Here is an 18476-nt window from a genome sequence, read left to right as displayed (position 1 = left end):
GGCGGCGCCGCTGCGCGTGAGATAGCAGGCGCTGTCACCGGGTACAGCAGATGATGTCCGTCGAGCGCCCGGATCTCGTGGTCGTCGAACGGCAGAGCGGCTTCGCTGCGACGACGCTGCTCGTCGCCTTTGAGGGCATGATGGACCGGTGAGCGTCGTCGACCCACCCGTGCCGCAGCGCGTGCCTGCACACCCCGGATCGTCATCGCCGATGATGTCGAAGCGGATGAGTGCGGCGAAACGTCGGGATACCGAGGCTGAGATCGGACTCAGACGCCAGCTCCATGCACGTGGGCTGCGCTACCGTGTCGCCTTCCCGGTCCCCGGTCAGCGGCGACGTACGATCGACATTGCGTTTACGCGCCAGAGAGTCGCGGTCTTCGTCGATGGCTGCTTCTGGCACGGCTGTCCTGACCATGGCACCACGCCCCGTGCGAACAACGAATGGTGGGCCACGAAACTTGGCGCAAACCAGGCGCGTGACCGTGACACCGACCGCCTCCTCGCGGCGATGGACTGGGTGGTTGTAAGGGTTTGGGAGCATGAGCCCGTTGATGAGGCAGCAGGCCGCGTCGAGGCCGCGGTCCGCTGAGCCGCATCCGAAGGGTGTTTCGCGTATCTCCCTCCACTCCGCCGCTCACCCCTGCCACGGTCGCACACACATTCGAGTTACATTTCACCCGCCCGCCACCGGGTTCTGGGCCGCTGGTGTCGGAGGGTCCAACTAGCCTTCGCGTGGAAGGAAGGAGTCGGATGAATCAGCAGGTCGACAACGTCGAAGTGCGTCCCGGGGTAGGCATGCTCGCGCTCTTCCCTTCGATGAACTACAAGGCGTGGTATGCCGTCGGGGAGTTCGTCGACAACTCGCTGCAGTCGTGGCGCACACACGAGGGCCGGCTAGGCGAGGTCGGTGGCGGCGTCGCGCGGCTCAACATCGACATCGAGATCGATCGTGCCGGCGATCGCATCACGGTGACGGACAATGCCGCTGGAATCTACACCGAGGACATCAGCCGCGCGTTCACACCCGCGGCGCCGCCTGCCGACTCGTCGGGACTCTCCCAGTTCGGCATCGGTATGAAAAGCGCTGCCAGTTGGTACGCCAAGCACTTCGTGGTCACAACGACAGCCCTCGGAGAGGACGTGCGTCGCGCGGTCACGTTCGACATCCCGAAGATCGTCGAGGCCAAGTCGGATTACATCGCCGTCACGACGACCCCGGCCCGTCCGGAGGAGCATGGCACCACGCTCGTCCTCACCGACCTCAACCACCTCGCACCGACCGGCCGCACGCTCGGCAAGATCCGCGATTACCTTTCGTCGATCTATCGACGTTTCATCGCTGACCCACGCGTCGAGATCATCGTCGGCGGTCGCAAGCTTACGTATGAACACCCGACCTTCCTTGTGGCACCCAGGTGGACCAGCACTGACGGTCAGCCCGAGGAGTGGCGTAAGGAGGTCGCTGTCACCCTTGACTCTGGACGGACGATCACCGGCTGGGCCGGACTCTTCTCCAAGGGTGACACCGCCGGTGCAGGATTCGCCCTGCTCTATCGTGACAAGGTCGTCCAGGGTGCCGGTGGTGTGGCACGCGACTCCGACGGGTACAAGCCTGCGAAGGTCTTCGGCCGGGGCAACTCGTTCGAGTCTCAGCGACTCGTCGGCGAACTCGACGTCTCAGCGATGGAGGTGGCACACACCAAGGACTCCCTCGTCTGGGACGGCGACGAAGAGGATGAGTTCCTCGAAAAACTCGGTCAGGCTCTCGACGCCGAACCGCTCCCGCTGCTGAAGATGGCCCGCAACCACCGCACGACCGAGCGTGGCCGCGCCATCCAGACCACCGTGCGCGACATTGTCGGGCAGGTTGTTCAGGCGGTTACCCAGCCAATCCCGGAGGTCGAGGATCCGGAAGACGAGGACGCAGCGATCAACGCGGTCCCGGCTTCACCTCCAGTCGAGGAGTCCGTCATCCTCGATGACACGGAATGGGATGTTCTCGGTGAGTGCCTAACGATCAGCGTCATCGACAACCCGGCGGACTCCAATCATTGGATCCGCGTTCTCCAGGAGGATGGCGTCGCGGCCTGGAAGGTTACCGTCAACCGGGCTCATAGCTTCACTCAGTCATTCGCGTACCTGCCGGGCATGGACCTCGAACCCGTTCTGCGACTTGCCGTAGCGATCGCCCTGGCCCAGATCAAGGCCGAGCGCAGCGGTGCGAAGGAACCTCGGTACCTTATCGCCGAGCTTAACCGCATCCTCACCGGCCCCCTCGCGAAGAAGGCAGCAGCATGACCACCCAAGCCGACCTCTGGACGCCGTCACCAGGCGGAAAACTTCGGGCCCTGCTCGTCCGTTCGGGCCTCGCTGCCGATGAGCAGAGCCGTCTCGAGAGGGAAACGCTACGCATCCTCGGGCGATGCCGTGCACCTCGCTGGGACGATGATGGGGCGTCCGCAGAACTCGTCGTCGGCGCGGTCCAAAGTGGCAAGACGCTGTCGTTCACCGGGCTCATCGCTGCCGCACACGACAACGGATACCCGCTCGTCGTGGTCCTCGCGGGCACCAAGACGAACCTGCGCGACCAGACCTACGAGCGTCTTGTCCGTGATCTTGCGATGAATGGGAACGGACGGCTGCCCAGCTGGCACCCCGTCAACGACCTCCAGCCCTCAGACGCACACAATGTCCAGGCTCGGATCCAGCAGTGGAGAAGCGCCAAGTCGCCCGCCACTCGTGTGACGACCGTTGCTGTGGTGCTCAAGAACCACGCGGCCTTGCGCCGCGCGCGGAACGTCCTGACGACCGTGCTTGCCCAGAACCCCGGGGCGCCGGTCCTCTTCATCGACGACGAAGCGGACCAGGCCGGTCTTAACGTCGCCCGGAAGCAAGAAGACGAGAGTTCCACCTATCGTTCGATCCGGCTCTTGCGAGAGACCGCATCCAACCACTCCTATGTGCTCTATACCGCGACCCCGCAGGCACCACTTCTGATCGCCCTGGAAGACACGCTCTCCCCCCGTACGGTGAGCGTGCTGCAGGCGGGTGCCGGGTACGTCGGTGGGTCGACTCTCTTCGAAGAGCGGCTCGAAGAGTTCGTCCGCGAGATCGACGATGACGCGCTCGATGACCAGTCGATCAGCCCGCCCGAGTCCCTGAAACTTGCTGTTGCGACCTTCCTGCTGGCGATGGTCGTCGCGCAGCTTCGAAACAACCCGCTCCCGTTGACAATGCTCATCCACCCCTCGTCGGGGACCGATCTGCATCGTGCGTACGAGGTGTGGACACACGGCATCGTGGACCGGTTCAACACCTCGCTCACCGACGGGGATCCCGTCCTCAGGCAGCAGCTCGTCGACGAGATCTTCGGCAACGCCTATGAGGACCTGGCGAAGACCGGCGGGAATGTTGTCCACGAAGAGATCGTCACACTCGACTCTCTCCTCGACCTGCTCGGCGATGGCGGGTACCTTCAGGCCGTCATGGTTCGCACGGTCAACAGCCGTCAGGGAAACGAGATCACGTCGAGCGAGTGGACTCAAGCACCCGGGTGGGTTGTCATCGGTGGAAACAAGTTGGATCGCGGCTTCACTGTGGAGAACCTTGCGGTCACCTACATGCCGCGCGGGCCTGGTGTCCGCAACGCTGACACTGTCCAGCAGCGTGGTCGCTTCTTCGGTTATAAGCGGTCGTATCTTGACCTGCTGCGAGCCTGGATGAACCCTGACACGGCCGATGTCTTCAAGATGTACGTCAAGCATGAGGACGCGATGCGTTGCGCGCTCGCCGACCTGGACGTGAACGGTGAGGAACTTTCGAGTTGGCGGAGATCGATCTTGCTCGATTCCACCCTGAACCCCACGCGGCGGGAGGTCGTCCGACTGGACGTTGACAGCATCGATCTTTCCGGCTGGGCGCTCACGCAGACCCACGTCTACGGGGATCCGACCGGTCCGAAGTCGACGGGTCGCTCGCACCTCGACGGGCTCCGCGCGGCTGCAGTCCCAGACAAACGGGACCAGCGTGCGGCCAGCCGGAACCTGACCGTCCGCACGACTTGGGCGAACCTCGTGGAGTTCATCGTCGATTGGCGCATCACCGCCGACGAGAAGGATCGGCTCTACGCGATCGTCCTGGCCCTTGGCACCATCGATGACGAGATACCCGTCGACCTCGTCTTCATGGACGGAGGTGCCACACGAGATCGTGGCCCCTCCGCGCTCTCGCGGGAGGTGCTGGAGGATGTTGCCTGGGACCTGGACGCCATCGACGATGTCGAGTCGCTCGTGGTCGGCAACCTGATGCAAGGTGCCAACCCGGCCGACGGCAGTGTCTACCCGGGCGACCGTGCCTTCTGGGCCGACGACGCCGTGACCGTGGAGATTCACGAGCTCGCCATCGAAGCGGGCCATCGGGCGCGTTCGCGTGCAACCGCGCTGGCAATTCACGTCCCGAAGAGACTTGGTGAACGTGTGATTCTTCAGGCGGATTGACCGTCATGGTCACGCATTTCAACATGCGCGTTGCGGCTGGAACCGTGCTGCATTCGATGTGCCCCCCGATCAGGGATCGTGCCCGACAGGAAGGTGCAGATGTGCGCGACGTGGAGGTCGAGGAGCAGTAGGGGCCGTCGGCGGCGCTCACGATCGACAGGGTCGAGTTGAACGTGGCGGGGTTGCGGATGCCACGCGAGTAGTCGATGACCGGCAGCTTCTGACCTCCCAGGTGGAATTCCAGCAGCTCGTCGCGGTAAAGGAAGCCGCCGTTGGCCTCGGCCCGCTCGCCCACCCACGCCATGATCTGCTTGCGCAGCTCCGCTTCGACGACCGAATCCACGACGTGAGCTCACCAGAGCAGCCGCGTGAGCGCAACGGATCACGAAGCGCGGTCCCACCTGCTAGGCGATTTCACCCGGCCCGGTCGGCGAGCAGCGCGAGCTGGATCCCGTTGACACGCAGCCGTGTAGTGGCGCGTGTGCGGTGTGTCGTGACGGTCGCTTCGCCGAGGAACGACACGTGACAGGCGCGGCCACGCGAGCGTCTCTGTCCGTCAGGAATCAGCCGTCGAATCCTGACGGACAGAGACGCTCGCGCCCCGCCGCGTCAGGCTCCGCCGTCCAGCCAGGGATCGTCGGGCCGCGGCCGGTCGAACGTGCCGCGGGCGTCCTGCCAGTGCCCGCGGGTGAAGTCGGGCACCTTGACGGGCTTCATCGTCCGGCCCGACAGCGACGCGTGGCTGAGCGGGACCACCGAGCACCACGCCGCCGAGTCGTAGACGTCGATGTCCGGCGTCATCCCCAGCCGCATCAGCTGGGCCACGCGGAAGATGGCGACGAAGTCCCCGCCCCCGTGGCCGCCGTACTGGCCGGCCAGCTCCTCGAGCGCGGGCCACAGCCAGTGGTCGTGCTCCGCGCGGATGGCGTCGTAGGCCGCCCCGGTGCGCCAGCTGTGGTTGTCGTGGCCGAGGGACTCGAGGTAGACGCGGGCGTTGTCGAGCTCGATCGAGCCGCGGGTCCCGGTGATGGTCGTCTCCCGGGTGTAGGGGTGCGGCGAGGTCACGTCGTGCTCGACCCGGATCATCAGGCCGTTCTGGGTGCGGATGAGGCTCGTGTTGCGGTCGCCCGAGATGTAGGGGTCGTCGTCCCATGACGAGTGGTCCGGCCCCACCCGGGGGTCCTCCTCGCGGAACAGGGCGAGCCCCATGGGCGGGGGAGAGACGGAGATCAGCTCGGCGAACCGGTCGCCGCGGTTGATGCCCATCGACGCGGACACGGGGCCGAGCCCGTGCATCGGGTAGTGGGAGGAGTTCATCTTGGTGTGCCAGCGCCGACGCCAGTGTTCCGGGTAGTACGCGCCGCCGAACATGTACGGCCACCGAAGGTCGTGCACGTACCCGCCGGAGGCGTGCTGGAGCTCGCCGAACAGCCCGGCCTTGACCATGTTGAACATCTGCAGCTCGGGCCGGAAGTAGTTGACGTTCTCCAGCAGCATGCAGTGCTTGCGCGTCCGTTCCGACGTGCGCACGAGGTCCCAGATCTCGTCCAGGTGCGGCGCGATCGGCAGCTCGCAGGCGACGTGCTTGCCGTGCTCCATGGCCGCCTTCGCCATCGGGTAGTGCCACTCCCAGGGCGTGGCGATGTAGACGATGTCGATGTCGTCCCGCCGGATCATGGCGAGGAAGTCCTCCTCCCCGCCGGAGTAGCCGACGGGCGGGGTGTCCTGGAAGCCCTGCGCCATGATCCGCTGGGTGGTGCGCTCGACGCGGTCGGCCCGGATGTCGCAGACCGCGGTGACCTTGCCGACCGCTCCCCAGCGGACGTCCTGGCCGCCCCCGCGGTTGCCGAGGCCGATGAGGCCGATGCGCACCTCGTCGAAGCCCTCGAACGGGGTGTCGGTCATGGTGCGCTCGCGGCCCTTGACCCGCGGTGGTTCGGCGGCCGTCGCCATGTCCGCGCCGACGGCGCCCAGGCCTGCTGCCGCGCTCATGGCGACTCCGGTCCGCAGCATGTCGCGCCGGGACGGTTGGTACCTGCTCGGAAGGGTCATTCAGATCGCTCCTGTGATTGAAATTGCGCTCCATTGCGGAATATCAAGCAGTACTGATCGAACGTGTTCAGTAGAGAGGACGGTGGGGGAGGTGTCAAGACGTGGCGCCCGGCCAGGGCGATACTGGCGGGATGACGACGGTGACGAACCCCGTGGAGCGGGTGCGGCTCCGGGTCGGTGACGCGCTGTTCCTCAAGGTCGCGGGCCCGGACGGGTACGCGCACCGTGATCGCATCCACCTGACCCCCGGGCCGCGCTGGTTCGCGCCCGACAGCCCCATCGGGCGGGTGCACGGCGACGCGTCGATGTTCGTGGGCGGGCTGCGGGCGCTGCTGCTGCAGTCGCTGCACCCGCTGGCGATGGCGGGGGTGGCCGGGCACTCCGGGTACCGCGGCGACCCGTGGGGCCGGCTCGCGCGCACGTCGACCTTCATCGCCACCACGACCTTCGCCACGGGCGACGACGCGCAGGAGATGGTGGACCGCGTCCGCGCGGTGCACGAGCGCGTGCGCGGCAAGGCCCCCGACGGCCGCCCGTACCGCGCGAGCGACCCGCACCTGCTGAGCTGGGTGCACGCCGCCGAGGCGGACTCCTTCCTCGCCGCGCACCGGCGCTTCGGCGAGCGCCCGGCGCTGAGCCCGGCGGAGGCCGACGAGTACGTCGCGCAGGTCGCCCGCGTCGCCCGGGCGCTCGGCGCCGTCGTCGTCCCCGAGACGACGGCGGAGCTGGCCGAGGTCCTCGAGAGCTACCGCCCCGAGCTGGAGGCCTCGCCCGCCGCGCTCGACACGGCGCACTTCCTGCTGAGCGAGCCGCCCCTGCCCCGACCGGTCCGGGCACCGTACGGGCTGCTCGCCGCGGGCGCCGTCCACACCCTGCCGGCCTGGGCGCGCGACCTGCTCGGTGTCGACACGTGGTTCCGCCGGACCCTCGGCGGCCCCGCGGGCGCCGCCGCCGTCCGCGCCGTCCGGTGGGGGATGGGCACCGCCGACGTGCGGCTGCGCGACGCGCAGGCAGGACGACCCGCGGGACGCTGACCGACCCTGGCGGCGCCGTCGGGGTGACGTCCGCATGGCCCGCCGGGGGCGCGGATGACCACCAGGGTGCTGCCGCGTGAACGTTCCCGGAACGCTCGCCGGGCCTCGCCCCCGAGCCGGACAAACCGGGCGGACCGCTTCCTAGAGTCACCGCTGTGACCACCGTCATGACGCCCCGGGCGCCGGAGGCATCCGGCGCCCCACCGACCGGCGCCACCGCCCCGCGCCCCCCGGAGAAGCACCCGCACCGCAGCCGTCTCGGCGCCCGCCGCCGGCGCAGGGCGCTCCTGTGGGCGCTGCTGCTGGCCGGACCGAACGTCGCCCTGCTGCTCGTGTTCGTGTACTGGCCGCTGCTGCAGAGCCTGTACCTGTCGACGCTGCAGTGGAACCTCGGCTCGCCGGCCGCCCGCTTCGTCGGGCTCGGCAACTACGTCGAGTGGTTCACCGCCCCCACCACGGGCCGGATCGTCACGACCACCGTCGTGTTCACCGTCGCGACCGTCGGTGGCGCGATGGCGCTCGGCCTGGGCCTCGCGCTGCTCCTGAACCGGAGGCTGCGAGGCCGCGGCGTCGCCCGCACGGTCGCGTTCGCGCCGTACGTCCTGTCGGGCTTCGCCGTCGGCATCCTCTGGCTGTTCATGTTCGACCCGCGGTACGGGCTGATCCAGGAGCTGCTGGGCTGGCTCGGGGTCGCCTCGCCCCAGTGGTACACGGACCGCCCGTGGCCGTTGGTCATGGTCACCGTCGTGTACCTGTGGAAGAACCTCGGGTACGTCGCCCTCATCTACCTGGCCGGCCTGCAGGCGATACCGCAGGACCTCAAGGACGCGGCCGCGCTCGACGGCGCCTCCTCGTCCCGCACCCTGCGGGCGGTCGTGCTGCCGCTGCTGACGCCCACCACGTTCTTCCTCCTGGTGACGATGCTGCTCAGCTCGCTGCAGTCGTTCGACATCATCAAGGCGATGACCTCCGGCGGGCCCCTGGGCTCCACCACGACGCTCATGTACTCGATCTACGAGGAGAGCTTCGTGAACGGCCGCGCCGGGTACGCGTCCGCCGTCGCCACCGTCCTGTTCCTCGTGCTGCTGGCGGTCACCGCCGTGCAGATGCGGTTCGTCCAGCGGAAGGTGCACTACGCATGACCGCCGCCACGCTCGGCCGCCCCACCATCCCCGGCCGCCCCGCCCGTCGGCGCCCGGCAGGAGCCGGCGGCAGGTTCGGCGGGTACCTCACGATGACGCTCGCGACGGTGGTCCTCGGCCTCCCGCTGCTGTGGATGTTCCTCGCCAGCCTCAAGACGCCGGAGGAGCTGTACCGGCTGCCGCTGCAGTGGCTGCCCGGCGCGCCGAGCCTCGACAACTACGCGCAGGCGGCGTCGGCGGTCCCGCTCGGGCAGCTGCTGGCCAACAGCGTCGGCCTCACGGTCGCCGGCGCCGGCCTCAAGGTCGCGCTCGGCCTGTGCTGCGCGTACGCGCTGGTCTTCCTCGACTTCCCGTTCAAGAAGGTCGCCTTCGGGCTGGTCATCGCCACGCTGATGATCCCGCCGCAGATCACGATCATCCCCAACTACACGCTGGTGGCGGGCCTCGGCTGGCTCAACACCTACCAGGGGATCCTCGTGCCGGGGCTGGCCAGCGCGTTCGGCACCTTCCTGTTCCGCCAGCACTTCCTCACGCTGCCGGCGTCGATCCTCGAGGCCGCCGAGCTGGACGGCGCGGGGCACTGGCGCAAGCTGTGGCGGTTCGTCGTCCCGATGAGCACGCCGACGCTCGCCGCCGTCGCGCTGGTGTCCGTCGTGACGGAGTGGAACGACTACCTGTGGCCCTTCCTCGTGGTCGACGACCCCACCAAGATGACCCTCCCCGTCGGCCTCACGCTGCTGCAGAACACCGACGGCATGACGAACTGGGGCGTGCTGCTCGCCGCCACGGTCGTCGTGACGCTGCCCATCCTGCTCGTCTTCCTGGTCCTGCAGCGCCGGCTCGTCGCCGGACTCACCGCGGGCGCCGTCACCGGCTGACCCCGCCGCCCGAGCACCCCACCCCCGACCCCCCGTCCTCCCGGACCACCCAGCAAGGAGCACCCCGTGTCCCACACCCCTGCCCGCCGCGCGCGCACCGCGGCCGCCGCGCTCGCCGCCGTCGCCGCCCTCGGCCTCACCGCGTGCGCCGGCCCGAGCGTCGGCGCCACGTCGGACGACGCGAGCGCCGACGCCGAGGCCGTCGACTGGTCGCAGGTCGAGCCCGCCACCGAGATCACCTGGTGGAGCAACCACCCGGGCCAGTCGCAGGACCTCGAGAAGCAGTACATCGAGGAGTTCGAGGCCGAGACCGGCATCAGCGTCGACCTCGTGACCGCCGGCGCCGACTACGACGAGGTCGCGCAGCGCTTCCAGGCCGCGTCGCAGACCGACGAGCTGCCCGACCTCGTCATCGCGTCCGACGTCTGGTGGTTCCGGTACCACCTCAACGACCAGATCATGCCGGTCGACGACGTCATGGAGCACCTGGACGCCGACGCGGCGGACTTCCAGCCCGCGCTGTACGCCGACTACGAGTACGACGACCAGCACTGGGCCGTGCCGTACGCCCGCAGCACGCCGCTCTTCTACTACAACAAGGACCTGTGGAAGGCGGCGGGCCTGCCGGACCGCGGCCCGAAGACCTGGGCCGAGCTCGAGAAGTGGGACCGGTCGCTGAAGAAGGAGACGCCGAAGGACGGCTCGACGTTCGGCCTGTCCACCGGCCCGTCGTGGGGTGCCTGGTGGTTCGAGAACATGATCTGGGGCACCGGCGGCGCCTACTCGGACGGCTTCGACCTCACGCTCGACACCCCCGAGGCGCTCGCGGGCGGCGAGTTCGTGCACGACCTGTTCCACACGTCGGGTGTCGCGACCCTCTCCGCCGACGACAACATGGCCGACTTCTCGTCCGGCGTCATCGCCTCGACCATCGGCTCGACGGGATCCCTCAAGGGTGCGCTCGACGCGGCGTCGTTCGAGGTCGGCACGGCCTACCTGCCGGACGGCCCGCAGGGCGGCGGCACGCCGACCGGCGGCACCGGGCTCGCCATCCCGTCGTCCAAGACGCCCGAGGAGCAGCTCGCGGCCGCGATGTTCCTCGAGTTCCTCACGAACACCGAGAACACGGCCGAGTTCTCGCAGGCCACCGGGTACATGCCGGTGCGCACGTCGGCCGTCGAGAGCGACGCGATGCAGCGGACGTACGCCGAGACGCCGCAGTTCCGCACCGCCGTCGACCAGCTCGCCGACAAGGCCCGGGTGCAGGACGACGTGCGCGTCTTCGTGCCGGGCGCCGACGCGCTGCTGAACGAGGCGCTCGAGCAGATCGTCATCGAGGGCACCGACCCGAAGGCGGCGTTCGAGTCGATCACGCCGCGCATCGAGACGGCGTACTCCGAGAACGTCGAGCCGTACCTGTGAGGATGGGTCCCGTGGACAACGCAACAGCACCCCTGCAGCCCCGCAGCCCGCAGGTGATCGCGCACCGCGGCAACAGCTCCGTCGCACCGCAGAACACGCTCGCCGCGTTCGAGGCGGCGTGGCGCGCGGACGCGGACAGCATCGAGATCGACGTCCAGCTCACGGCCGACGGCGAGGTCGTGGTCATCCACGACGACACCGTCGACGCGACGACGTCGGGCAGCGGCAAGGTCTCCGACCTGGAGCTGCGCGAGGTGCGGCTGCTCGACGCCGGGTCGTGGTTCTCGCCCGCGTTCTCGCGGCAGCAGGTGCCCACGTTCGCCGAGGTGATCGAGCTGCTGGCCACCCGGCCGGGCCTCGACCTGCTGCTCGAGGTCAAGGGCGCGTGGTCGGCGGACGACGTCCGCAAGCTCACCGGGCCGTTGCGCGCCGCCGGGCTGTACGACCGCACCGTGGCGCAGAGCTTCTGGCCGGAGACGGTCGAGGCCCTCCGTGACGCCGACCCCGAGCTGCGGCGCGGACTGCTGGTCATGGGCCCGGACGACGACCTGCTCGCCCGGTGCGCCGACCTCGGGGTCGTCACGTGCAACCCGCGGGGCACGGCGCTGCTCGACGACCCCGCCCTGGTGGCGCGGCTGCACGACGCCGGGCTGGCCACGTCGGTCTGGACGCTGGACGAGCCGGAGCACTGGGCACGGGCCGTCGCGCTCGGCGTCGACGGCATCATCACCGACCGGCCCGACCGGCTGGTCGGCTGGCTCGCGGGGCGCTGACCGGGCAGGTCGCCCGGCACGCGAGGCGGCGGCCCGTCAGGACGGCGGGCGCCAGGCCATGACCGGCCGCAGCGCACGCGTGCCGAGCGACCCGCCCCAGCGCCCGGCGAGGCGCATGCCGGCGTCGCGGACGCCGGTCGCGACGGCCGACGTCCACAGGGTCGGGGCGGCGATGCGCGCGGACAGCCGCATGACCTTCTCGACGCGCGGCCGGCGCTCGCCCGACCACCGCTCCAGCGCGGCGGGCACGCCGTCGCCGGGACGCACCCGGGCGCCGAGCACCACGCCGTCCTCGAGCGCCTGGCAGCCGCCCTGCCCGAGGTTCGGCAGCATCGCGTGCGCGGCGTCGCCGACCAGCGCCACCCGCCCGGCCGCGAGCGACGCGGGCGGGCGGGGCAGGCGCCTCAGCTCGTGCCGCAGCACGGCCTGCGGGTCGACGGCCGCGAACAGCGCGGGGACGGGCGTGGGCCAGCCCGCGACGCGGGCGCGCAGCTCGTCCAGGTCGCGCGGGATCCCGGCGGCCTCGGCCACGGAGACGTAGCAGTACACGCGGCCGTCGGCCAGGGGCATCACGCCGAGGGCGACCCCGCGCCCCCAGAACTCGGACCCGACGGCGCCGGGCAGCGGCGGGGCGACGAAGCGCCACGCCGTCGAGCCGCCCGGCACCGGCGCCGGGGCGTCCGGCCACCAGCGGGTGCGGGTCGCGGAGTCGATCCCGTCGGCGGCGACCACGAGGTCGGCCTCGACGTCTCCGTCGCTCGTGGTCACCCGTGCCGGGCGGTCGGCCGACCCGGGGTCGGTGACGACGCCCTCCATGCCGGTGCGCAACGCCCCGGGCGGCAGGGCGTCCGCGAGCAGCCCGACCAGGTGGGCGCGGTGGAGCACGAGGGTGCGGTCGCCGAAGAGCGACCCCGCCTCGTCGGCGTGGGCGCGCAGCAGCCAGCGGCCGTCGGGGCGGCGCAGGCCGTACTCGCCCTGCAGCGCCGACAGGTCCCGCAGGCTCTCCCCGACGCCCAGCGCCGCCAGCGCGCGGACGGCGTTCGGCGCGACGGCGATCCCGGCGCCGACGGGTTCCAGCGAAGGCGCCCGCTCCAGGACGGTCACGTCCCACCCGCGCCGCGCGAGCGCCACCGCGGACGCCAGCCCGCCGATCCCGCCCCCGATCACGACGGCACGGCCGCCGTCCCTGCTGGCCGCGCTCCGCGCGCCGTGGGTGTGTGACACCGCGTCAGGTTAGCGCCCAGGCCTGCGCAGGACCCGGGCTGTCGGTGCGGAGGGCTAGCGTCGCCCCCATGGACACCGACGTCATCGCTCGGGACTTCTTCGACCGTTACTCCCGCGCGCTCCTGGACCGCGACGCGTCGGCGGTCGCCGACCTCTACGCGGTCCCGGCGCTGATCCTGTTCCCCGGCCAGTCCGTCGCCGTCTCCGACCGTGCGCAGACCGAGCAGTTCTTCGCCTCCGCGATGGGCCAGTACGACGGCGTCACCACCACGACGGCCGACGTGCGCGTGGTCGCCGCCACCGGCCACAGCATCTGGGCGGAGGTCGCCTGGCACCACGGGCGCGGCGGCGACGCCGACCGTACGGGCGAGCCGGACGAGAGCTTCGTCTACCAGCTCGTCGACTCCGGTGACGGCTGGCGCATCGCGGTGCTCACGCCGCTCGTCGGGTGATGTCGTCGCCCCTCTCTACGGTGGGGGCATGGACGACGACGCCATCCGCCGCTACCTGAGCGACCATCGTGCCGCGGCGATGATCACCCTGCGCCCCGACGGGACGCCGCACGCGGTGCGCTGCGGCCTCGGGCTGGTCGACGGGCGGATCTGGAGCTCGGGCCGTCCGGACCGGGTCCGCACCGCACACCTGCGACGGGACCCTCGGGCGACCCTCTTCGTGTTCGGCGCCGCGCCCGACGACCCGTTCAGCTACCTCACCCTCGAGACCGAGGTGACGATCCTGGACGGCCCGGACGCCCCCGAGCTGAACCGGCAGCTCTTCACCGCCATGCAGGCGCACATGGACCCGCCGGCGGGCACCCTGTTCTGGGAGGGCGCCCCGCACGACGAGGCCGACTTCCTGCGGATCATGGCCGAGGAACGTCGCCTCATCTACGAGTTCCGCGTCACCCGCTCCTACGGCATGGTCTGACGCCCGCCGCAGGAGGCCGCCCGGCTACGCGACGTCGCCGTCCACGTACAGCCACCGGCCACGCTCGCGCACGAACCTGCTGATCTCGTGCAGCCGCCCGCGGTCGCCCGTCGTCGCCCAGCGGTAGCGGGCGACGAACTCGACCTCGCCGTCGTCGTCGAACGGCCCGCCCGCGCGCGTGGCGAGGATTTCGAGCCGCCGCCACTCCTGGTCGGGGTCGAGGTCCAGCTCCGGCGGCCGGGTGCTCGGGTGCCACGTGCTGCGCAGGTACGGGACGTCGCGCAGGGCGTACGCGCTGTACCGCGAGCGCATCAGCGCCTCCGCGGTGGCGGCACGGCGCTCGTCACGGTGCAGAGGGCCGCAGCACGCGCCGTACGTGTCGCCGGAGAGACAGGGGCAGCGGTCGGTGTCGTCCACCCGCCCATTCTCCGTGCGGCGTCAGCCCGCCGTCGCGTCGGCGGCCGCCGACGTCCCGGGCAGCGGCGGGCTGAACCGCTCCTCCGCGAGGGCGACGAGCAGCGCCAGCAGCATGACGGCGGCGCTGGCCAGCGGCACGGCGCGGATGCCGACGACCGCGACCAGCGCCGCGCCCAGCCCGGACCCGGCGGCGATGCCCACGTTGAACATCGACGACGACACGGCGACGCCCATGTTCGTCGAGCGCGGGGCCACGAGCATCACGCGGTGCGACAGCGCGGGCGGCACGGTGGAGAACGCGAACCCGAACACGGCCAGGGTCGCCGCCGCCGCGAACGGGTTCTCCCCGAGCGCCCACATCGCGACCAGGGTCACGACGAGCAGGCCCAGGGCCGCGATCAGCACGCCGACGGGCCGGGAGTCGATGAACCGGCTCACGACGAGCGCGCCGACCACGCCCGCCGCGCCCTGCAGGAGCAGCATCTTCGGGATGTCGCCCTGGGTGTAGCCCGCGACCTCGATGAGGTACTGCGTGATGAACGTGATGATGCCGAACGCGCCGCTCAGCACGAGCCCGGTCGTGACCATCTGGAAGCCGAACCGGCGCGCGCTGGGGTGCGGGGCGCGGCTCGCGCCGCCCTCGGACGCGGGGATGGTGGGGAAGAGGGCGAGGACGACGAGCGCCACCACCAGCGACAGCGCCGAGACGGCGACGAACGTCCAGCGCCACGTCGTCTGCTCCCCGAGCCAGGTCCCGGCGGGCACGCCGAGCACCGGGGCCAGCGAGTTGCCGAGCGCCAGCCGCGCCATCGCCTTGCCCCGCACGATCGGCCGGAACAGGCCCATGGTGGCGGGCATGACCGCCACCCAGAACAGCGCCTGGGCGCCCGCGGTGACGAGCCGTGCCGCGAACAGCTGCTCGTAGGTCGGCGCGAGCGCCGCCCACAGCGTCGAGACGGCCGCGAGCCCGGCGCAGCCGGACAGCACCCAGCGGCGCGCGATCCGCCGCGTCCAGTGCGCGAGCGGGATCGACGTGAGCAGCACGACCAGCGCGTAGCCGGTGACCAGGAGGCCGATCTGCGACGTCGAGCGCCCCAGGTCGGGCGCCATCAGCGTCAGCAGGCCGGACGGCAGCGACTCGACGGTGACGAACAGGAACGTCGACAGCGCCATCGCGACGAGGATGATCGTGGCGCGTCGTTCGTCGACCGGCGGTGAGCCTGCGGACGCGACGGGGGGCCGGCTCTGCGGCGGGGTGTCTGTCATGGTGATCGAAACGATCTTAGGCGCCGCGCCGGGCACCGGCCGCCCATTACTCTCGGAAGGTGCCCACGCTGCTGGAGGTCGCCGCCGAGCTCTACGCGCTGGCCCCGGGCGGGTTCGTCCCGGCGCGCGACGCGCGGGTCGCCGCCCTGCGGTCCGACGAGCCCGAGCTCGCGCGGCAGGTGCGGGCGCTGCGCCGGCCGTCGACCGCGGCGTGGGTCGTCAACCACCTGGTGCGCACCGACCCCGACCAGGTCCAGCAGGTGGTGGACCTCGGTGCGGCCATGCGCGCCGCCCAGGACGGCCTCGACGCGGCCCAGCTCCGCGAGCTGACGCGGCAGCGACGGCAGCTCACCGCCGCCGTCACCACCCGGGCGAGGGCGCTCGCGGCCGAGGAGGGCACCACCGTGTCCGACGCCGTCGCGACGCAGGTCGAGTCCACCCTCACCGCCGCGATGATCGACGACGGCGCGGGCTGGGCGGTGCGCGCGGGGCTGCTGGTCGGCGCGCTCGAGGCGACGGGGGTGGACCCGGCGGACGTCGCGTCCGCCGTCGCCGCACCGCGCGAGCTCGGCATCGAGCCGCAGCCGGACGGCCGACGCCGGCACCTGCACGCCGTGCCCGACGCCCCGGGCCCCTCCGGCGGCGAGGGGGAGGCGCGGGGCCGGACCGCGGAGGCCGAGCGCGAGGCCGCCGAGGCCGCGCGCGAGCAGGCGCGCCGCGACGCCGCCGACGCCGCCGACGACCTCGCGTCGGCGGAGCGGGAGCGCGGGGCGGCCGCGGACGACGTCGTGCGGATCGAGGCGGCAGCCGCCCGGCTGGACGCCGAGCGGGACGCCGTCCGGCGACGTCTCGAGGCCCTGGACGACGAGGCGGAGGCCGTCGAGGCGGAGCTGCGGGGAGCGGCGCTGCGCCGGGAGCGCGCCGAGCGGACCGTCGGCGACGCCGACCGTCGTCGCGACGAGGCCGCCGCGCGCCTGGCCGAGCTCGAACCCGGGCGGGGTTAGCCGGCGGCCTCGGGGCGCACCGCGCGCCGGACGGAGTCCCGGAGCAGGGCGCGGCGCTGCTCGTGCGCGGCCTCCGGCTCCTCGGAGCTCGCGGCGTAGACGTTGCTCACCGGCGACCACGCCATCGACATCGCGATCGTCATCGCCATGATGTCGAACGGGTCGCCGGCCCGGACGAGTCCCGCGGCCTGGGCCTCGGCGATGGCCCGGAGCTTGGCGTCGTCCATCCGGTCGGCGTCCGCCACGAGATGCCCGGTGGGCCGGCGTTCCAGCCGTGCCCACGTCGCCAGCCGGATCAGGTCCGGACGGCGGAGGTACTCGTCGTACAGGCGCACTGCCCAGTCGGCGAGGTCGCCGCCGTCGATCGGGGCAGTGTTCATGATCCGCTCGAGCGAACCCCTGAAGATCGCGTCGAACAGGCCGTCCTTGCTGCCGAAGTAGCCGTAGAGCTGGGCCTTGTTCGTGCGCGCGCCGGTGACGATCCGTTCGATGCGCGCGCCGGCGATGCCGTGGTCGGCGAACTCCTGTGTCGCGACCTCGACGATGCGCTGCTTGGTCGCGGCCCCGCGGGCGGTCGACGGCGTCTCGTGCATGCGCCCATCGTAACGACAGACCGTTCGGTCTATTCGATGCTATGGTCAATAGACCGAACAGTCTGTTTGAGGAGTGATCATGCGTACGACCACCGGATGGCAGCTCGACGGGGGCACGCTGCGGCGGGCACCGCTCGAGCGACGCGACCTGCGCGCGGACGACGTCGCGGTGCGCGTCGACTACTGCGGGGTGTGCCACAGCGACCTGCACGCGATCCACTCCCACCCCGCGGAGGGTGCCGGCCCGCTGGTCCCCGGGCACGAGTTCACGGGCGTCGTGAGCGAGGTCGGCCCCGAGGTCACCAGGTTCGTCCCGGGCGACGCCGTCGCCGTCGGCAACATCGTCGACTCCTGCGGCGCCTGCGACATGTGTCTCCGCGGCCAGGAGAACTTCTGCGCCACGTTCCCGACGCTCACGTACGGAGGCACCGACCGCGTCGACGGCACCGTCACCCTGGGCGGGTACTCGCGCGAGCACGTCGTGCGGGAGGGCTTCGTGTACCCGTTGCCCGACGGGCTCGACCCCGCCGCGGCGGCACCGCTGCTGTGTGCAGGAGTCACCGTGTGGGAGCCCCTGCGTGCTCTCGGCGTCGGCCCCGGTTCGCGGGTGGCCGTCGCCGGCCTCGGTGGGCTGGGGCACCTGGCCGTCCGGCTCGCGGTAGCGCTCGGCGCCGAGACGACGGTCGTCAGCCGCACCCCGGACAAGGCAGCGGACGCCGGGCGCCTCGGCGCGCACTCGACCGTGCTGTCGACCGACGAGACGCAGATGGCCACGGCGCGGGGCCGCTTCGACGTCGTGATCGACACCGTCGCCGTCCCGCACGACCTCGCCCCGTATCTCGGCCTCCTGAGGCTGGACGGCACCCTGTCCCTGCTCGGCCACCTCGGAGCCGTCGACCTGCAGGTCATGGACCTCCTTGTGGGGCGCAAGCGGCTCATGTCGGCGGGCAGCGGCGGACGCCCCGCGACCGCCGAGCTGCTGGAGTTCTGCGCGACCCACGGCGTCGTCGCGGATGTCGAGGTGCTGCCCTCGGCCGCGGTCGACGAGGCGCTCCGTCGGCTCGAGCGTGGCGACGTCCGCTACCGCCTCGTGCTCGACCTCGCCGACCTCGATCGCCGGCCGTGATCCGTGAGAAGGGGGAGGCCGGTCGCGGCGGATCTCCGTCGGAGGGTGGATCCGCCCGAGGGGTGCGGCCGCCTGCGAGGGTGAGGCCACCCGACCAGAAGGAGACACCATGCGTCGTC

Annotated in this window: 17 protein-coding genes; 12 read left to right on the top strand and 5 right to left on the bottom strand. The window is 71.1% G+C overall.

Annotated elements, in window-relative coordinates; all coding sequences use genetic code 11:
* Positions 1 to 148: 148 nt before the first annotated feature.
* From IEW03_RS12680 to IEW03_RS12670, 3 genes are all read left to right on the top strand, one after another.
* Positions 149 to 592 (top strand): very short patch repair endonuclease, encoded by a 444-nt coding sequence (locus IEW03_RS12680; RefSeq protein ID WP_229737969.1) that lies wholly within the window; start codon positions 149 to 151, stop codon positions 590 to 592.
* A gap of 161 nt (positions 593 to 753) precedes the next feature.
* Positions 754 to 2301 carry an ATP-binding protein gene (locus tag IEW03_RS12675; RefSeq protein ID WP_188524057.1) on the top strand — a complete coding sequence of 516 codons (1548 nt, stop codon included), beginning with the start codon at positions 754 to 756 and terminating at the stop codon, positions 2299 to 2301.
* On the top strand, positions 2298 to 4499 hold the full coding sequence (locus IEW03_RS12670) for a Z1 domain-containing protein (RefSeq protein WP_188524056.1): 2202 nt from the start codon (positions 2298 to 2300) through the stop codon (positions 4497 to 4499). The genes IEW03_RS12675 and IEW03_RS12670 overlap by 4 nt, the downstream gene beginning before the upstream one ends.
* A gap of 609 nt (positions 4500 to 5108) precedes the next feature.
* Here the strand turns inward: IEW03_RS12670 and IEW03_RS12665 are convergent.
* Positions 5109 to 6491 carry a Gfo/Idh/MocA family protein gene (locus tag IEW03_RS12665; protein WP_229737968.1) on the bottom strand — a complete coding sequence of 461 codons (1383 nt, stop codon included), beginning with the start codon at positions 6489 to 6491 and terminating at the stop codon, positions 5109 to 5111.
* Between the two features lie 191 nt (positions 6492 to 6682).
* Between IEW03_RS12665 and IEW03_RS12660 the strand changes: the two genes are divergently transcribed.
* From IEW03_RS12660 to IEW03_RS12640, 5 genes are all read left to right on the top strand, one after another.
* Complete coding sequence (locus tag IEW03_RS12660) at positions 6683 to 7585, top strand: oxygenase MpaB family protein (protein ID WP_188524054.1); 903 nt, start codon at positions 6683 to 6685, stop codon at positions 7583 to 7585.
* A 167-nt stretch (positions 7586 to 7752) separates the two neighbouring features.
* Positions 7753 to 8727, top strand: coding sequence for a carbohydrate ABC transporter permease (locus tag IEW03_RS12655; protein WP_188524185.1), 975 nt, complete (start codon positions 7753 to 7755; stop codon positions 8725 to 8727).
* Positions 8724 to 9605, top strand: coding sequence for a carbohydrate ABC transporter permease (locus IEW03_RS12650; RefSeq protein ID WP_188524053.1), 882 nt, complete (start codon positions 8724 to 8726; stop codon positions 9603 to 9605). Before IEW03_RS12655 ends, IEW03_RS12650 begins: the two co-directional genes overlap by 4 nt.
* A 66-nt stretch (positions 9606 to 9671) precedes the next feature.
* A complete protein-coding gene (locus IEW03_RS12645) occupies positions 9672 to 11027 on the top strand; it encodes an ABC transporter substrate-binding protein (RefSeq protein WP_188524052.1) in 1356 nt (451 codons plus the stop codon).
* 2 nt (positions 11028 to 11029) lie between these two features.
* Positions 11030 to 11800 (top strand): glycerophosphodiester phosphodiesterase, encoded by a 771-nt coding sequence (locus tag IEW03_RS12640; protein WP_188524051.1) that lies wholly within the window; start codon positions 11030 to 11032, stop codon positions 11798 to 11800.
* Between the two features lie 36 nt (positions 11801 to 11836).
* On the opposite strand, the gene IEW03_RS12635 is transcribed toward IEW03_RS12640, so the two are convergent.
* Positions 11837 to 13024: an FAD-dependent oxidoreductase gene (locus IEW03_RS12635; protein ID WP_188524050.1), complete on the bottom strand. Its 1188-nt coding sequence runs from the start codon at positions 13022 to 13024 to the stop codon at positions 11837 to 11839.
* Positions 13025 to 13092: 68 nt separating this feature from the next.
* Between IEW03_RS12635 and IEW03_RS12630 the strand changes: the two genes are divergently transcribed.
* Complete coding sequence (locus IEW03_RS12630; protein ID WP_188524049.1) at positions 13093 to 13476, top strand: DUF6841 family protein; 384 nt, start codon at positions 13093 to 13095, stop codon at positions 13474 to 13476.
* Between the two features lie 28 nt (positions 13477 to 13504).
* Positions 13505 to 13951 (top strand): pyridoxamine 5'-phosphate oxidase family protein, encoded by a 447-nt coding sequence (locus IEW03_RS12625; RefSeq protein WP_188524048.1) that lies wholly within the window; start codon positions 13505 to 13507, stop codon positions 13949 to 13951.
* A gap of 24 nt (positions 13952 to 13975) precedes the next feature.
* On the opposite strand, the gene IEW03_RS12620 is transcribed toward IEW03_RS12625, so the two are convergent.
* Both IEW03_RS12620 and IEW03_RS12615 read right to left on the bottom strand, forming a co-directional pair.
* Positions 13976 to 14368, bottom strand: coding sequence for a YchJ family protein (locus tag IEW03_RS12620; protein ID WP_188524047.1), 393 nt, complete (start codon positions 14366 to 14368; stop codon positions 13976 to 13978).
* Positions 14369 to 14389: 21 nt separating this feature from the next.
* Entirely contained in the window at positions 14390 to 15634 is a 1245-nt protein-coding gene (locus IEW03_RS12615) for an MFS transporter (protein WP_188524046.1), read from the bottom strand.
* Positions 15635 to 15693: 59 nt separating this feature from the next.
* Between IEW03_RS12615 and IEW03_RS12610 the strand changes: the two genes are divergently transcribed.
* The gene (locus IEW03_RS12610) at positions 15694 to 16638 is read left to right on the top strand and encodes a hypothetical protein (protein ID WP_188524045.1); all 945 of its coding nucleotides are present in this window, start codon (positions 15694 to 15696) and stop codon (positions 16636 to 16638) included.
* Here IEW03_RS12610 and IEW03_RS12605 read toward each other — a convergent pair.
* The gene (locus IEW03_RS12605; protein WP_188524044.1) at positions 16635 to 17231 is read right to left on the bottom strand and encodes a TetR/AcrR family transcriptional regulator; all 597 of its coding nucleotides are present in this window, start codon (positions 17229 to 17231) and stop codon (positions 16635 to 16637) included. The two genes, IEW03_RS12610 and IEW03_RS12605, sit on opposite strands and share 4 nt — an antisense overlap.
* Positions 17232 to 17310: 79 nt before the next feature.
* Here IEW03_RS12605 and IEW03_RS12600 point away from each other — a divergent pair, with 79 nt between their 5' ends.
* The gene (locus IEW03_RS12600; protein WP_188524043.1) at positions 17311 to 18357 is read left to right on the top strand and encodes an NAD(P)-dependent alcohol dehydrogenase; all 1047 of its coding nucleotides are present in this window, start codon (positions 17311 to 17313) and stop codon (positions 18355 to 18357) included.
* Positions 18358 to 18476: the final 119 nt, after the last annotated feature.

It is taken from the genome of Isoptericola cucumis, from assembly GCF_014635665.1.
GTDB lineage: Bacteria > Actinomycetota > Actinomycetes > Actinomycetales > Cellulomonadaceae > Isoptericola > Isoptericola cucumis.
Note: the sequence above shows the minus strand (reverse complement) of the source record. Positions and strands in the feature narration are given on the sequence as shown.

Coding starts and splice junctions, on each gene's coding strand:
- IEW03_RS12675 (WP_188524057.1), top strand. CDS start 754: ATGAATCAGCAGGTCGACAACGTCGAAGTGCGTCCCGGGGTAGGCATG.
- IEW03_RS12670 (WP_188524056.1), top strand. CDS start 2,298: ATGACCACCCAAGCCGACCTCTGGACGCCGTCACCAGGCGGAAAACTT.
- IEW03_RS12665 (WP_229737968.1), bottom strand. CDS start 6,491: ATGAGCGCGGCAGCAGGCCTGGGCGCCGTCGGCGCGGACATGGCGACG.
- IEW03_RS12660 (WP_188524054.1), top strand. CDS start 6,683: ATGACGACGGTGACGAACCCCGTGGAGCGGGTGCGGCTCCGGGTCGGT.
- IEW03_RS12655 (WP_188524185.1), top strand. CDS start 7,753: ATGACGCCCCGGGCGCCGGAGGCATCCGGCGCCCCACCGACCGGCGCC.
- IEW03_RS12650 (WP_188524053.1), top strand. CDS start 8,724: ATGACCGCCGCCACGCTCGGCCGCCCCACCATCCCCGGCCGCCCCGCC.
- IEW03_RS12640 (WP_188524051.1), top strand. CDS start 11,030: ATGGGTCCCGTGGACAACGCAACAGCACCCCTGCAGCCCCGCAGCCCG.
- IEW03_RS12630 (WP_188524049.1), top strand. CDS start 13,093: ATGGACACCGACGTCATCGCTCGGGACTTCTTCGACCGTTACTCCCGC.
- IEW03_RS12625 (WP_188524048.1), top strand. CDS start 13,505: ATGGACGACGACGCCATCCGCCGCTACCTGAGCGACCATCGTGCCGCG.
- IEW03_RS12615 (WP_188524046.1), bottom strand. CDS start 15,634: ATGACAGACACCCCGCCGCAGAGCCGGCCCCCCGTCGCGTCCGCAGGC.
- IEW03_RS12605 (WP_188524044.1), bottom strand. CDS start 17,231: ATGCACGAGACGCCGTCGACCGCCCGCGGGGCCGCGACCAAGCAGCGC.
- IEW03_RS12600 (WP_188524043.1), top strand. CDS start 17,311: ATGCGTACGACCACCGGATGGCAGCTCGACGGGGGCACGCTGCGGCGG.